The 12,863-nt window shown below is 47.4% G+C and carries 13 protein-coding genes and 1 other RNA gene; 6 read left to right on the top strand and 8 right to left on the bottom strand.

Annotated features, from left to right (window positions below):
* Positions 1-12: 12 nt before the first annotated feature.
* Complete coding sequence (locus ACYVGO_RS16270; protein WP_460970184.1) at positions 13-957, bottom strand: 1-aminocyclopropane-1-carboxylate deaminase/D-cysteine desulfhydrase; 945 nt, start codon at positions 955-957, stop codon at positions 13-15.
* A gap of 67 nt (positions 958-1,024) precedes the next feature.
* Here ACYVGO_RS16270 and ACYVGO_RS16265 point away from each other — a divergent pair, with 67 nt between their 5' ends.
* The 5 genes from ACYVGO_RS16265 (at position 1,025) to ACYVGO_RS16245 (ending at position 6,003) form a co-directional block, all read left to right on the top strand.
* Complete coding sequence (locus ACYVGO_RS16265; protein WP_460970183.1) at positions 1,025-2,050, top strand: RluA family pseudouridine synthase; 1,026 nt, start codon at positions 1,025-1,027, stop codon at positions 2,048-2,050.
* Positions 2,051-2,135: 85 nt separating this feature from the next.
* On the top strand, positions 2,136-2,588 hold the full coding sequence (locus ACYVGO_RS16260) for a GNAT family N-acetyltransferase (RefSeq protein WP_142772275.1): 453 nt from the start codon (positions 2,136-2,138) through the stop codon (positions 2,586-2,588).
* Between the two features lie 149 nt (positions 2,589-2,737).
* The gene (locus tag ACYVGO_RS16255; RefSeq protein WP_460970182.1) at positions 2,738-4,996 is read left to right on the top strand and encodes a transglycosylase domain-containing protein; all 2,259 of its coding nucleotides are present in this window, start codon (positions 2,738-2,740) and stop codon (positions 4,994-4,996) included.
* An 11-nt stretch (positions 4,997-5,007) separates the two neighbouring features.
* Positions 5,008-5,379, top strand: coding sequence for a hypothetical protein (locus tag ACYVGO_RS16250; RefSeq protein WP_142772273.1), 372 nt, complete (start codon positions 5,008-5,010; stop codon positions 5,377-5,379).
* 279 nt (positions 5,380-5,658) lie between these two features.
* Positions 5,659-6,003, top strand: coding sequence for a Fic family protein (locus ACYVGO_RS16245; protein WP_460970181.1), 345 nt, complete (start codon positions 5,659-5,661; stop codon positions 6,001-6,003).
* Here ACYVGO_RS16245 and ACYVGO_RS16240 read toward each other — a convergent pair.
* Together ACYVGO_RS16240 and ACYVGO_RS16235 are read right to left on the bottom strand one after the other, a co-directional pair.
* Positions 5,987-6,139, bottom strand: a complete 153-nt coding sequence (locus tag ACYVGO_RS16240; RefSeq protein WP_460970180.1) for a hypothetical protein — start codon at positions 6,137-6,139, stop codon at positions 5,987-5,989. The genes ACYVGO_RS16245 and ACYVGO_RS16240 overlap by 17 nt on opposite strands.
* Before the next feature lie 76 nt (positions 6,140-6,215).
* On the bottom strand, positions 6,216-6,848 hold the full coding sequence (locus ACYVGO_RS16235) for an NAD(P)-dependent oxidoreductase (protein ID WP_460970179.1): 633 nt from the start codon (positions 6,846-6,848) through the stop codon (positions 6,216-6,218).
* Between the two features lie 365 nt (positions 6,849-7,213).
* Here ACYVGO_RS16235 and ACYVGO_RS16230 point away from each other — a divergent pair, with 365 nt between their 5' ends.
* Positions 7,214-8,209: a PDDEXK nuclease domain-containing protein gene (locus ACYVGO_RS16230; protein WP_460970178.1), complete on the top strand. Its 996-nt coding sequence runs from the start codon at positions 7,214-7,216 to the stop codon at positions 8,207-8,209.
* Positions 8,210-8,319: 110 nt separating this feature from the next.
* Here the strand turns inward: ACYVGO_RS16230 and trmD are convergent, their stop codons facing one another.
* From trmD to ACYVGO_RS16205, 5 genes are all read right to left on the bottom strand, one after another.
* The gene (trmD, locus tag ACYVGO_RS16225; protein WP_142772270.1) at positions 8,320-8,994 is read right to left on the bottom strand and encodes a tRNA (guanosine(37)-N1)-methyltransferase TrmD; all 675 of its coding nucleotides are present in this window, start codon (positions 8,992-8,994) and stop codon (positions 8,320-8,322) included.
* Complete coding sequence (gene rimM / locus ACYVGO_RS16220) at positions 8,984-9,568, bottom strand: ribosome maturation factor RimM (RefSeq protein WP_460970177.1); 585 nt, start codon at positions 9,566-9,568, stop codon at positions 8,984-8,986. The genes trmD and rimM overlap by 11 nt, the downstream gene beginning before the upstream one ends.
* A 148-nt stretch (positions 9,569-9,716) precedes the next feature.
* Positions 9,717-10,421, bottom strand: coding sequence for a 30S ribosomal protein S16 (locus tag ACYVGO_RS16215; protein ID WP_142772268.1), 705 nt, complete (start codon positions 10,419-10,421; stop codon positions 9,717-9,719).
* Positions 10,422-10,578: 157 nt separating this feature from the next.
* Positions 10,579-11,056: RNase P RNA component class A (gene rnpB / locus ACYVGO_RS16210), an RNA gene on the bottom strand.
* Between the two features lie 131 nt (positions 11,057-11,187).
* Entirely contained in the window at positions 11,188-12,840 is a 1,653-nt protein-coding gene (locus ACYVGO_RS16205; RefSeq protein WP_142772267.1) for a RagB/SusD family nutrient uptake outer membrane protein, read from the bottom strand.
* Positions 12,841-12,863: the final 23 nt, after the last annotated feature.

Here is a 12,863-nt window from a genome sequence, read left to right as displayed (position 1 = left end):
TTTATGGGATTTTTACCGATTGACCACATCTAACACTTTACTCCTTCCCTGCAACCCACCTGTGTGCACTGCCACTACCGTGGTGCCCTCTGGAAAGAATCCGTTTCGGGCAAGGTCGTAGATGCCATAGAGCATCTTTCCGGTGTAGACCTGCTCCAGCAGTACGCCCGTTTTCTGTTCAACTTCATGAATAAAGCGCATCAGTTCTGGCGTGGTTTTGGCATAGCCACCGAAGTGGTAATCGTGAATAAGTCTGGGGCAAGCTTCCCCTTGGCCATTATGGTGTGACAAGTGACCAGGCGGAAGCTTGTCCCAGACAAGGCCTTTCAACACAACAAACCCCATCACCTTCGTTTCTGCGGGTGCCGATTGCGCCAATCCCGCTACCGTACCTCCTGTGCCTACCGGGCAGCATACATAATCGGGTGCATAACCCAGTTGAGCCACTAGTTCGGGAATAAGCTCTGCCGAACCCTGAATAGCTAACTCGTTTGTACCTCCCTCTGGCAAGATGTAACAGGGGCCAAATTGCTTCGTCAACTCAGCGAGGAAATCGGGGTCTTCTTTGCGCCGATAGTCGGCCCGATTAACAAAGTGCAGATGCATTCCGCTGTCTCGACAAAACTGAAGGGTTTCGTTAAGTGGTTTTCCAGCTAATTCGTCGCCCCGAACAACGCCAATCGTTCGAAAGCCAAACACCTTTCCTGCCGCAGCAGTAGCGTACAAATGATTCGAGTAAGCTCCGCCAAAGGTGAGTAGAGTAGTTAAGCACTGAGCGCGCGCTGCCAATAAATTATATTTGAGTTTACGCCATTTATTGCCCGAAACTTTTGGGTGTAGCAGATCGTCACGCTTCAGCAGCAGTCGAATTGAAACGGGTTCAGGAAATGGGGTATCAAGCAGTTGAACCGGTGAGTTACCTGCCAAATGAGCTAGCCGCCGGGCAAGTTCGTCCATAATCCGTAGTTTTGTATCGTACAAACCTATAAAGTTTGAGCAAACCTTATAGGTTTACGTTGAGAAAATGGCAGAACTAGACGACGAACTACCTGAAGAGGACGAATTATACGAACACCACCGTATTGTGGTGGATAAAGGCCAGGGGCTGCTGCGGATTGATCGATTCCTGATGGATCGGCTGCAAAATGCAACCCGTACCAAAATTCAGGCGGCTATCGACGCAGAGTCCGTTCGGGTGAATGATAAGCCAACCAAAGCCAGCTACAAAATTAAGCCGTTGGATGTCATTACGGTATCATTGGCCCATCCGCCCCGTGATACGGACGTTAAGCCAGAGAACATCCCACTTAACATTGTCTTTGAAGATGATGAGTTGCTGGTACTCAATAAACCAGCGGGTATGGTAGTCCATCCCGCCCACGGCAACTGGGATGGTACGCTGGTGAATGCGCTGGTCTACCATTTTCAAAACCTGCCCACCTCGCGGAATGGAGAGATCAGACCCGGTCTGGTGCATCGGATTGACAAAGATACGTCGGGCCTGATGGTAATTGCCAAAACCGAATTTGCCATGACGCACCTGGCCCGGCAATTTTTTGAGCACAGCATTGAACGGACGTATAACGCCCTGACCTGGGGCATTCCCGAGCCTGCGGATGGTACCATTACCGGCTTCATTGGCCGGTCGGTAAAAGACCGAAAAGTGCAGGTGATTTATGACGATGAATCGAAGGGGAAATGGGCCATCTCCCATTACAAAACCTTGGAAGCGCTTCGCTATGTTGCTTTAGTACAATGCAATCTGGAAACGGGCCGTACGCATCAGATTCGGGCCCATTTTAAGCACATCGGTCATCCATTGTTCAACGACGCCCTATATGGTGGCGACCGAATTTTACGCGGGAATCCGGTTGGGAGCTACAAAGCATTTGTAGAAAATGCCTTCAAACTACTGCCCCGACAAGCCCTTCATGCCAAATCATTAGGCTTTACCCATCCCCGTACCAAAGAATGGCTCCAGTTCGACTCAGACTTGCCCGACGATTTTCAAGCCGCCCTTACGAAGTGGAGGAAGTTTGTTGGGGAGTGAGTGCAGTTTGTTAATTGAGTATCTTGCATCTTATTTCACTTAATACACTTACTTACCACTACACTTATTATACTAACCCGATACAATGATTTCAATCCGCCCTGGCACCCTCGAAGATATACCGGAAGCCTTCGCTTTAGTTATGGAACTGGCCGTTTACGAACGTGCTGCCGATCAGGTTACCAACAGTGTTGAACAAATGGCCCTGGATGGCTTTGGACCAAATCCTCTTTTCGGGATGATTATGGCTGAAGACTCCGATAGCAAGAATATCGTTGGTATGGCCCTCTACTTCTATCGGTATTCCACCTGGAAAGGCAAACGTTTATATCTGGAAGACATCATTGTAACCGAAGCTTTTCGGGGATTTGGCGTCGGAAAACTCCTTCTGGACGCTACAATTGAGACCGCCCGCGAAACACAATGCACCGGTATGATGTGGCAGGTATTGGACTGGAATGAACCCGCTATTGGCTTCTACAAACAATTCGGCACCCGGTTCGATGACGGCTGGACAAACTGCCATTTAGATTTTTAAAAATGGAGTAAAGGCAGGAAGGGGAAGAAAGGGAGGAGAGGAATGAAGATATAGAAAATCGACAAAAGAATAGTACATCCCTTTCCTCCCCTTCCTCCCTCTCGTCCCTCTAATTCCCTATCTTTGCGGTTCGAGAATAGTGACTAAGCATGACGTATCGTCAACGAAAAGCCCTGCGTATCGCTGGGTGGATAGTTCTGAGTATTTTTTTATTGGCCTGTGTAGGTGCCGGGATTGCTTATTTCAAGCGCGAAAGTTTATTAAAAACCGCCCTTGAACGGGGAATTCGCAAGGCAAAGCGGGATTATCACCTGGATGTACGCATCGGTTCGGCTAAATTTACCGGCCTGAGTTCGCTTGCATTTACGGATATTTCAGTTGTGCCCGAAAAACGCGATAGCCTGGCGCGTATCCAACGGGTTGAACTGGCAGTCCGGTTTTGGCCATTACTGGCAGGGAAAATCGGGTTGTCGGGCATGACACTCGAAAACGGTCTGATTCAGGTCATCAAACGTGACTCGCTGACGAACATTGACTTTCTGTTGCATAAGAAGCGCGATTCAACAGCCACTGATGAGCCCTCAACAGAAAGTACGAAGCGCACCAATCTGGCCGACGTAACCGAAAATCTGATCGATAATATCCTATCTAAAATTCCCGACGATCTGAATATCAGCAATCTGGAGTTTCGGGCTATGGATAATAATGATACGCTCAGTTTGCTTACCCAAACGGCTGTCATTAAAAATGAAGACGTTAGCTCGACCCTGAAACTAAATGGCAATCAGGCAACCTGGCACGTTACCGGTACTGCTGACCCCGCTGACCGGGAGTACAACCTGGCTTTATATGCAGAAGGCCAGAATGGTCGCCCAAAGCCCATTGAGCTTCCCTATATTCAAAAAAAATTCAACTTAGTACTCCAGGCAGATACCCTTCGGGCTGAACTCCATGATGTTGACCGCTCCGGGGGCGAGTTTCGACTCGAAGGAGCAGGTTCGGTTCGAAACCTTCGGATTAACCACCCGGCTATTGCCCGTACCGATGTACTGGTTCCGCTGGCAGCCATGGATGCCCACCTGTTCGTTGGCGAAAATTATGTCGGCGTTGATAGTTCGTCGACATTGCATCTTGGCCAGGTGAGCGCCCATCCGTTTGTAAAATATACGCTTAAGCCAACGAAGATCTACGAGGTACAGCTGCACACGGGGCTTATAGATGCTCAGGCGCTATTCAATTCGTTTCCACAAGGCTTGTTTGAGTCCCTGGAGGGCATGAAGGTAGCTGGCAAACTAAAATATGATGTAGCATTTCAGCTTGATTCATCCCTCCCCGATTCGGTAAAATTTGACTCTGGATTAACTTCGGAAGGCTTTCAGATTCTGCAAATGGGCCGCACTGATTTTGCGGCTATCAACCAGCCATTTGTGTACACCCCCTACGAGAAAGGTAAGCCCGTTCGGAATATCATTGTCGGCCCCGAGAATCCGGATTATACCCCAATTAATCAGATTTCGCCTGATCTTCGTAATGCCTTGTTAACCTCAGAAGACTATAATTTCTTTACGCACAATGGGTTCAACGAAAAAGCATTCCGGGTGTCGATTGCCACAAACTTTAAGGAGAAATCATTCAAACGAGGGGCCAGTACGATTTCGATGCAATTGGTCAAAAACGTCTTTCTGAGCCGTAACAAGACACTTTCGCGTAAAGTCGAAGAAATCTTGATTGTCTGGCTCATTGAGAATCAGCACATCGTTCCGAAAGAGCGGATGTATGAGGTTTATCTGAATATCATTGAATGGGGTAAAAATATTTATGGCATTGGCGAAGCAGCCCGCTACTATTTTGCCAAAAGCCCTTCCGATTTAAACCTTGGTGAAAGCATTTTTCTGGCTTTTGTGGTACCTCGCCCCAAAGCGGCTTTAAACTGGTTTGTTCCAGACGGAACCCTTCAGGTTCGTAATGTACGGGGTTACTTTAAACTAATTGGCCGTATTATGGCCCGGCGTGGGCTGACCACTCCCGATTCAGGAGCCTATGGTTTTTATAACGTTCGATTACGCGAAGGGCTTCGTCGACAGGTATCCCCAATCGATTCATTATTCCAGGGTGATAGCCTGATGACAGACCCAGTAGATACGGATGTAGACGATGAAGACGAAGGCGGCACCGGTATTGGCAACTTTTTCCGTCGGCTCTTTAAGGGTAAGAAGAACGATGAGAAACGTAACGATGAAGAAGCCACCACTATTCAACCAGAACGTCGGGCTGTTCCTGATGTAATCACGAATGAACCCGCGCCAGCAGATACCGTTAAAACCCGTAAGCAATTACGCCAGGAACGGCGCGAACAAAAAAGACGAGAGAAGGAAGCAAAAAAGGCGCTGGAAGATAGTAACCCATAACAGGAACTCCTATGAAAGCATTGATTCGATTGATCCTGATTGTTGTTGTCCTTGGCGGTATTCTTCTTTTCGTGGTGTCAAAACTGAACCATACGTCGCTTACGCCCCAAACGATTGATTTAACTGTGGACTGTTCTGAAGTCGACAATGTACTGGTGACATCGACAGTAAACGTGGTGGTCAAGAATTTGTCATCCCGTTCTCACAAGGACGTGTCGGTAAAAATCATTGCCTTCGATGAAGCCGGGACGGCACTCAAGGAAAAATTCACAACCTTCAGCCGCACCCTGGCCCCCAATAGCAGCTTCGATAAGCCAGTCACGTTACCTGCCAACACGAAGCGCTGTGACTGTACAATTGTCAGCTCGCATCCGGTGAAGTAAGTTAGTAAAGGACTTTTGGGTTATGAAGTACCAAATCCCACATGACCAAAATGAATTCCTACCGAATCAACTTGGCCTGAATTCGGCGGAAGCAATTGCCTTGGCGGAGTTTGATGGATTCCTAAAGGCAGAAATTATATTGACTGACGAACTAACTAATCGAACCAGATTCTCAAGTGGTTATAAACAGAAAGTTCATAAACTAGCCTTAGGCGAAGTTTATTCGTTTGCAGGTAAAGGCGGGATGTCAATTTATCAAAAGGCGGATTTATTTTCCCGATGGCTCAGTTTTTACCAGCCGTAATGGCTTCATTTGAAACTGATATTCTAGCGAAACTCCCTAATCGCTACTCGGCTATGCATCAGCTCATCCATGATTTGGCTGTAGTTCATGCTGAACTGTTATTTATTCATCCATTTCGGGAAAGGAATGGCCGGACAGCACGACTAATAGCGAATTTGATGTGCCGAAAACAGGGACTAAACGCTCCGCATTGGGAAAAGATAGAGCCTAACGAGGGAGCCAGTATCCGTTTTGCCAATTATGTAATGGCCGTGCAACGTGCAGCCGATCAAGACTATGCGCCGATGAGGCAAATCATCGAAATTATTTTCCCAACGTAGTTTCTGCTTTTCGCAAGGCAATAGCTGCCTGTTCTGTTGAAATAGCTATTTTCTCAATACAAAAGGAAGCAATCGCTGACCGTAAAATATCAGATCGAATAGCCGATATGGTTGCTTTTTTTTCTGTTGATTTCATTTTATAAAGATAAGATTTTTAGCGCTCATGTCGCGTCTGAGGTATCCTTTTTCTAACACCTAAAGTTAGTAAAGGCTTATTTTCCGGTTATCGTTACGGCCTTACCCAGATACTGGTCATTATCAAGTTGATCTAGTAGGAAAGCAGCTACATCGGCGCGACTAATTTTGGGTATCGAAAATCGTGGAAATGGCAAATGCTCTCCAAGTCTAATTTTGCCTGTAAGAGGGCCATTGGTAAGTCGGGTTGGGCGCACAATTACCCAGTCAAGTTTGCTTGTTCGGATGGCTTGTTCCTGTTTTTCCTTTTCGGCAATAACTCCGCTAAGCAGTGTTTTTATAACTAGTTTACTTGGTAGCGATGCCTCTTCGTAGCTCGTCCCAACGCCCAATGACGATACAACCAATAGTCTACGAACGCCAGCCTGCCGCATAGCCGCAATCAGGTTTTTCGTACCATCGGCCACAGCCTCATCATGCTGGCCGGGTCGGCTACCGAGCGCACATATAACCACATCCTGCCGACGCACGGCATGCAATAGTGTTTGTGGGTTTAGCACATCGCCCGTTTCAACGGTTAGGTTCGGGTGCTTAATGGCTAGTTTAGCGGGATCTCGTACGAAAGCCGTGACAAAATGACCGCCCTGAAGAGCTTGCTCAATGATTTGTAACCCGGTCCCACCTGTGGCACCCACGACTAGCAATTGCATAAAAAATGGCTGATTTTGGTATAACTCTAACCCAAAATTCACTGTAATGTTACAAAGCTACTGGCTAGTAATTTTGTAAATGTCCACTGCGTATTAGTCTCGCCTTACTTATACGAGTCTAGTAACCAAACCAGCTTTGGTGCTATTAAGCTTACTATTCTAAGTTAAGTAATACATTTGAGAAGGAATACTCGTTGCTATGACGGCCACGAAAGTTGAACTCAGCCGACTAAAAGCTGAACTAGCCTCTGTAGAAGCCCAAACAAAGGCTAATTTAACCGAATTGGGCCTAAGAACGATTACCCGAACTACCTCTTGATTAATCCATGACTATCAACCAGTTGATACTAACTCTAAGTTGATATATGGCTGATCTATCTGACCAATTTACCGAAGTTGTTACCTTAATTCATCAGGCTCGAAGCCGGGTTATGCAGAGGGTCAACGCTGATCTGATTGACTTATACTGGTCTATCGGAGCATACATTAGCCGCAAACTAGCTGCTAGTGAGTGGGGCCAAGGTGTGGTGAAAGAATTAGCAGCCTATATCCGTCAGCAACAACCTAATACAAGCGGTTTTTCTGATAAGAACTTATGGCGAATGAAGCAGTTCTATGAAACTTACGTTAATGCTCCTGAAAAACTCTCAACAGTGTTGAGACAAATTTCCTGGTCGGCACACCTGCACATTATGAGCCAAACGAAGACTGCTGAGGAAAAACAGTTTTATACACTTATGGCTGCTCAGGAAGGCTATTCTGTTCGTGAACTCGAACGACAAATTGGCAGTGGATTATTTGAGCGCACTATGCTGGCCAATGCACAGTTGCCTCTCGTAGTACGCCAATTGCCCCAAGACGTAACTAATGTATTTCGAGATAGCTACGTACTGGAGTTTCTGGACTTGTCCAATCGTCATAGCGAAGCCGACTTACAGACTGCACTAATCCAAAACCTGCGTAAGTTTCTGCTCGAAGCCGGGCGATATTTTACGTTTGTGGGCGAAAATTACCGCGTGCAGGTAGGTAATCAGGACTTTTACACTGATTTGTTGCTCTATCACCGATCCCTGCAATGCTTTGTGGTGGTTGAGTTGAAAGTAACCGCCTTTAAACCTATTGGTCAGCTCAACTTCTATCTGGAAGCCCTTGACCGAGACCACAGACTGCCTCACGAAAACCCAAGTATTGGCATTCTGCTCTGTGCCAGCAAAGATAGCCAGGTAGTTGAGTATGCGCTCAGCCGTAGCCTATCACCAACACTCGTAGCCGATTATACACAGCAACTGATTGACAAACGATTACTGGCCGAAAAACTGGCTGAACTCTACGCCTATATTCAAAGCGAACAAGTGAACTAAATAGTAAAACTCAACAACCAGGCTTATCTACGACCTCATCACCATTGGCACGTAAAACAACCCATTAACGATCCCAAAGCTTCTACTCTTTCCATCGTATCGACCCGATGTTAATCCAGTAAATCGGGCCGCCTTGCCTGCGTACGTTCAAGGGCCTTTTCGTGGCGCCATTCATCAATTTTAGCTTCATGGCCCGACAGCAGAATATCCGGAACCCGATGCCCTTCAAATTCGGCCGGGCGGGTATATACAGGGGGGGCTAACAGATTATCCTGAAAAGAATCGGTTAAGGCTGATGTTTCGTCGTTCAGAACACCGGGCAATAAACGGATAATGGCATCTGACAACACGCAAGCCGCCAGTTCACCGCCCGACAATACGTAATCACCGATGCTGATTTCTTTGGTTATGAACAACTCTCGGGCCCGCTCATCGACGCCTTTGTAGTGGCCACACAGAATAATAAGGTTCTGTCGTAGCGATAACGAATTAGTCGTTTGCTGATTCAGCCGCTCACCATCGGGGGTCATATAAATTACCTCATCGTAGGCACGGTCGGACTGTAATGCTCGGATGCAATTGGCAATTGGTTCGATCTGCATAACCATACCGGCCCCCCCCCCGAACGCATAGTCATCCACGCGTCGGTGCTTATCGGCGGTATAATCGCGCAGGTCGTGCACAACTACCTCTACATACCCACCTTGTTGCGCCCGTTGCAGAATTGAATGGGCAAAAAAGCTATCCAGAAGCCTGGGGAGACAGGTAATAATATCAATCCTCATCGGTATCGTCCTCGTCGCCGTTCGTTTCTGGCTTGTCTTTAGCGTCTTCCATATAAATTTCCAGAAGACCATCAGGCAGTGCTACATTAAGCTTCTGTTGGGTGCGATCCACCGTTCGAACAATATCGCTATTGATCGGGATCAGGACTTCTTTGCCCTGATAATCCATGGCAATCAGATCCTGCGCGTTCATGGCATATACACCACGTACAATACCCAACTCACCGGCTACGGCATCAACAATTTGATAGCCGACAATTTCGTGGAAGTAAAACCGGGTTTCATCGGTAATGGGCTCCAGTTCATCAAGCGGTAAGTAAGCGCCACAGTTGATTAAACGCTCAGCCTGCTCGATTGTATCGACGTCCTCAAAGGCAATGATTGCCCGGCTACCTTTTACAATGGCGATCGATTCGATAAAGTATGGAATCAATTCCCCCTTCACTTCCAGCAGAATCGATTCCAGATCAGCGTACTCCGCTGCGTTGTCAACGTCCAAAAACAGCACTAATTCACCACTAACGCCGTGCGTTTTGGTGATATGACCCACTTGATAACAGTCGTCTTTTGTCATAATCTAACATAGCTGAAAGCCAACTATAAAGCTATTGAGCGCGGCTGGCCGCGTTACTTACAGAAAGAGCCTGTTCAGAAACGAACAGGCTCTTTCTTAGCAAATTTACCGGAATGCCGAATCATCAGCATTTCGAAGCAGTCGAAAATTATTCCGCAGCTGGTTTTTCTTCCGTGCTTGCAGCAGCAGGAGCTTCTTCGGCTACTGGAGTTTCAGCAACCGGGGCGGCTGCTTCAACAGCGGGAGCGGCTTCAGCTACAGGAGCCTCTTCAGCAACCGGAGCGGCTGCTACTTCAGCTACTGGAGTTTCTTCAACTGCTGGCGCTTCAGCTACAGGAGCTTCTTCAACAGCAGGGGCAACTTCGGCAACCGGAGCTTCCACTACAGGTTCTTCTACTTTGTTTTTCTTGGCGATCGCTTCAGCGCGAGCTTCGTTTACCTTTTTCTCAGCTTCCAGACGAGCAGCACGATCCTGCTCTTTGGTTTGCGATTTGGTATCAGCAGCTCCTGCTTTACGGCTTTGTTTGCCTTCCTGCCAGGTCGTGTATTTCTCATCAGCCTGTTCCTGCGTGATGGCTCCTTTGTTGACGCCTACCTGCAGGTGTTTACGATACATGATGCCTTCATGCGACAATACCGAACGCGCGGTATCGGTCGGCTGAGCACCTACCATAAGCCAATAAACGGCCCGATCAGACTTTAATACGACCGTCGAAGGGTCAGTGTTGGGATTGTACGAACCGATTTTCTCAATAAACCGGCCATCGCGAGGAGAGGTTGACTCTGCAATTACGATGTCGTAAATCGCCATTTTTTTGCGTCCACGACGCGCTAAACGAATTTTAACACTCATTTGTGCTTGTTTGGTTTTGATGGGAGACGCATCCCCCTTGTAAAACGTGGCCGCAAAGGTACAAAAAAAGTTTGAGGTTTGTAGTTTAAAAGTTTGAAGTTATGCTATCAACTTCAAACTTTTAAACTACAAACCTCAAACAATACTAAAAAACCCTTCCCAATACGAGTCTATAAGCCGGGTTCTGTCCTCCAAGTAAGCCTCTCGGCTCATCAGATGGCTTATCATTTATCTGGGATGGTCGTCACCGGCCACCTCGTTCGACCTACCCGCGTCGGCATCCGGATTTCTCCGAAACGGGAACGGGCCGCCCCACATCCGACGCTTATTTGGTCTTTCAGCCCCTAAGGTTTATCCTGCCCCGCCGGTCGCCCGTCGGGCGGTAGGCTCTTACCCCACCTTTTCACCCTTACCCGATTTCAGTGAAGAATGAAGAGTGTAGAGTGAATAGTAACTCTCTAAGAATTTATTCTTCATTTTACACTCTTCACTGAAATCGGGCGGTATATTTTCTGTGACACTGGCTGTCGAATGGTCGTTCCCAACCATCCTCCTTCCCGTTAGGAAGTAGGGTGCCCTATGCTGCCCGGACTTTCCTCGCCCAATTGCTCAGACGCGATAAGCCAACTCGTATTGATCAGGGAGGGCAAATATACGATGATGGTGGTGGTTTCTCAACACACTAAAAACTCCCGGATCGTAGTGATCTACTACAGATACCGGGAGTTTTTAGTTAATCTGTTATTCGCTTCAGACAGTTATCCAATTAGTTTGTTTTTGGATTTTTCGTTGCTGCACTGCCACTAACTGGTGGATTATATGCGATTTCATTATCGGGCACATCCCAATAATCCAGATAACCATAGTTGATGGTTGCCTTAGTACTTACAACACCCGTGCGGCTTAGGGCAACAGCATTGGTCCGTCCTGTCTCCAGTATGCCCCAGCGCCGTGCGTCGTAGAACGCTAACGCCCGGAACAACAAACCAATCCGTCGTTCCCGACGCAGTTCTTCTTTGGCGGCATCAAGTGTCAGGCCTGTTCCAGCCACAGCGGCCAGACCAGCTCCCTGTGCCTTACGAACTTCGTCGATCAGCGCAAGTCCATCCTCAATTTTGCTTGTGTAAATCAACGCTTCCGCTTTCATTAACTGATTTTCTTCGTACGTGCTAGCCAGGTACAATTCGGTACCACCTGCATTCGTATTTGAATACGTAATAACAGAGGCACTACCTTCTGAGCCAACTGCTCCCCGGTTAATCAGGTTAAAACGGGTAAAGAACGCATTACCCCGTGAGGTTTCTCCGATGTATGCTGAGCTGCGTTGTTGGAAATTATTAGACAAGCGGAGGTCGCCCGCTTTAAAATCCTGAATCAACCGTTCAGAAATTTTATAGGTGTTGTTAGCACCTGTTGTTTTTGCCGATACAGTGCCCGTCGTCGGCGCCAGGAAGTCGCCAGCCGCATTGGAACGACCCGTAAAGACAAAGTCAGTAGCTAGTACGCCATTATTAGTAAGCGTCAGAATGTCGGCCCATTGAGCCGCAGTCATTGCATTAAGCCGCGTATTGACCAGGATATTCCGGGCTTTCATCGTATTGATATTGCGCACCCACATGGCTGGTGTTAATATCCCTCCTTTGCCAACCCGGTTAAAGCTCGGAATTAAACCCGTCATTGTTGCCGTATAATCGGCACTGGCCGTTAAGCCACCCAGAATTTTAGCTGCTTCATCAAAGTTCTTGTTGGCTTCTGCAATCATGGCTTCTTTCGTTACATAATTGCCATTGGTGCCGTTCAGTGCTTCGCCATTTGCCTTATTGTTAATGATGCCCGCATAATACATCGAGCCAATCCGCGAGTAGGCATAGCCTTTCCACCAGTAAGCCCAGGCTTTTAAAACGCCTTTTTTGGTATCGACTTCGCCCGAGAATGTAGTTGCATCAATGTTAGCTAACAGTGTATTAGCCGCATTGTTCATGTTGTACATGTATGCCCACTCATAATAGGTTGAGTTTTGGAAACCCGTCGAGTTAACATTCGCTGTGATTCGAAGAAAGTCGATCTGCTTGTTCGGCGAGTTTGGATTCAGCAGAATGCTACCATCGTCGAGCGTAACCTGATTGGGGGCGCCAATCTGATTAATAAAGACGTTGGCAATGTCTGTTCCGATCACATCCCCCATTAGTTCGTGGTTACCAATAGCTCCCGACCAAAAGTAACCCGGAACGCCATCGTAGTATTTTACATCCTTGAATCCAGTAATGTAGAATCCTTCGCCAAACGAGATCAGACCTGTTTCGGTTTTCAACGCTGGAGAAGATGGCTGGTTTGGGTTCTGAACGTCCAATTGTTCTTTACAGGACGCCATAAATCCGGCGAACACCAGTGTTAAAGCATATATTTTTAACTTATTCATACGATCAGTTTTTTGAGATGGGG

This window comes from Spirosoma migulaei, from assembly GCF_054776855.1.
Note: the sequence above shows the minus strand (reverse complement) of the source record. Positions and strands in the feature narration are given on the sequence as shown.

What these genes read in the sequence shown, in the direction of transcription:
- rimM (WP_460970177.1), bottom strand. Translation starts at nt 9,568, where the DNA reads ATGACAAAAGACGACTGTTATCAAGTGGGTCATATCACCAAAACGCAC.
- ACYVGO_RS16235 (WP_460970179.1), bottom strand. Translation starts at nt 6,848, where the DNA reads ATGCAATTGCTAGTCGTGGGTGCCACAGGTGGGACCGGGTTACAAATC.
- ACYVGO_RS16260 (WP_142772275.1), top strand. Translation starts at nt 2,136, where the DNA reads ATGATTTCAATCCGCCCTGGCACCCTCGAAGATATACCGGAAGCCTTC.
- ACYVGO_RS16255 (WP_460970182.1), top strand. Translation starts at nt 2,738, where the DNA reads ATGACGTATCGTCAACGAAAAGCCCTGCGTATCGCTGGGTGGATAGTT.
- trmD (WP_142772270.1), bottom strand. Translation starts at nt 8,994, where the DNA reads ATGAGGATTGATATTATTACCTGTCTCCCCAGGCTTCTGGATAGCTTT.
- ACYVGO_RS16245 (WP_460970181.1), top strand. Translation starts at nt 5,659, where the DNA reads ATGGCTCAGTTTTTACCAGCCGTAATGGCTTCATTTGAAACTGATATT.
- ACYVGO_RS16240 (WP_460970180.1), bottom strand. Translation starts at nt 6,139, where the DNA reads ATGAAATCAACAGAAAAAAAAGCAACCATATCGGCTATTCGATCTGAT.
- ACYVGO_RS16230 (WP_460970178.1), top strand. Translation starts at nt 7,214, where the DNA reads ATGGCTGATCTATCTGACCAATTTACCGAAGTTGTTACCTTAATTCAT.
- ACYVGO_RS16205 (WP_142772267.1), bottom strand. Translation starts at nt 12,840, where the DNA reads ATGAATAAGTTAAAAATATATGCTTTAACACTGGTGTTCGCCGGATTT.
- ACYVGO_RS16265 (WP_460970183.1), top strand. Translation starts at nt 1,025, where the DNA reads ATGGCAGAACTAGACGACGAACTACCTGAAGAGGACGAATTATACGAA.
- ACYVGO_RS16270 (WP_460970184.1), bottom strand. Translation starts at nt 957, where the DNA reads ATGGACGAACTTGCCCGGCGGCTAGCTCATTTGGCAGGTAACTCACCG.
- ACYVGO_RS16250 (WP_142772273.1), top strand. Translation starts at nt 5,008, where the DNA reads ATGAAAGCATTGATTCGATTGATCCTGATTGTTGTTGTCCTTGGCGGT.
- ACYVGO_RS16215 (WP_142772268.1), bottom strand. Translation starts at nt 10,421, where the DNA reads ATGAGTGTTAAAATTCGTTTAGCGCGTCGTGGACGCAAAAAAATGGCG.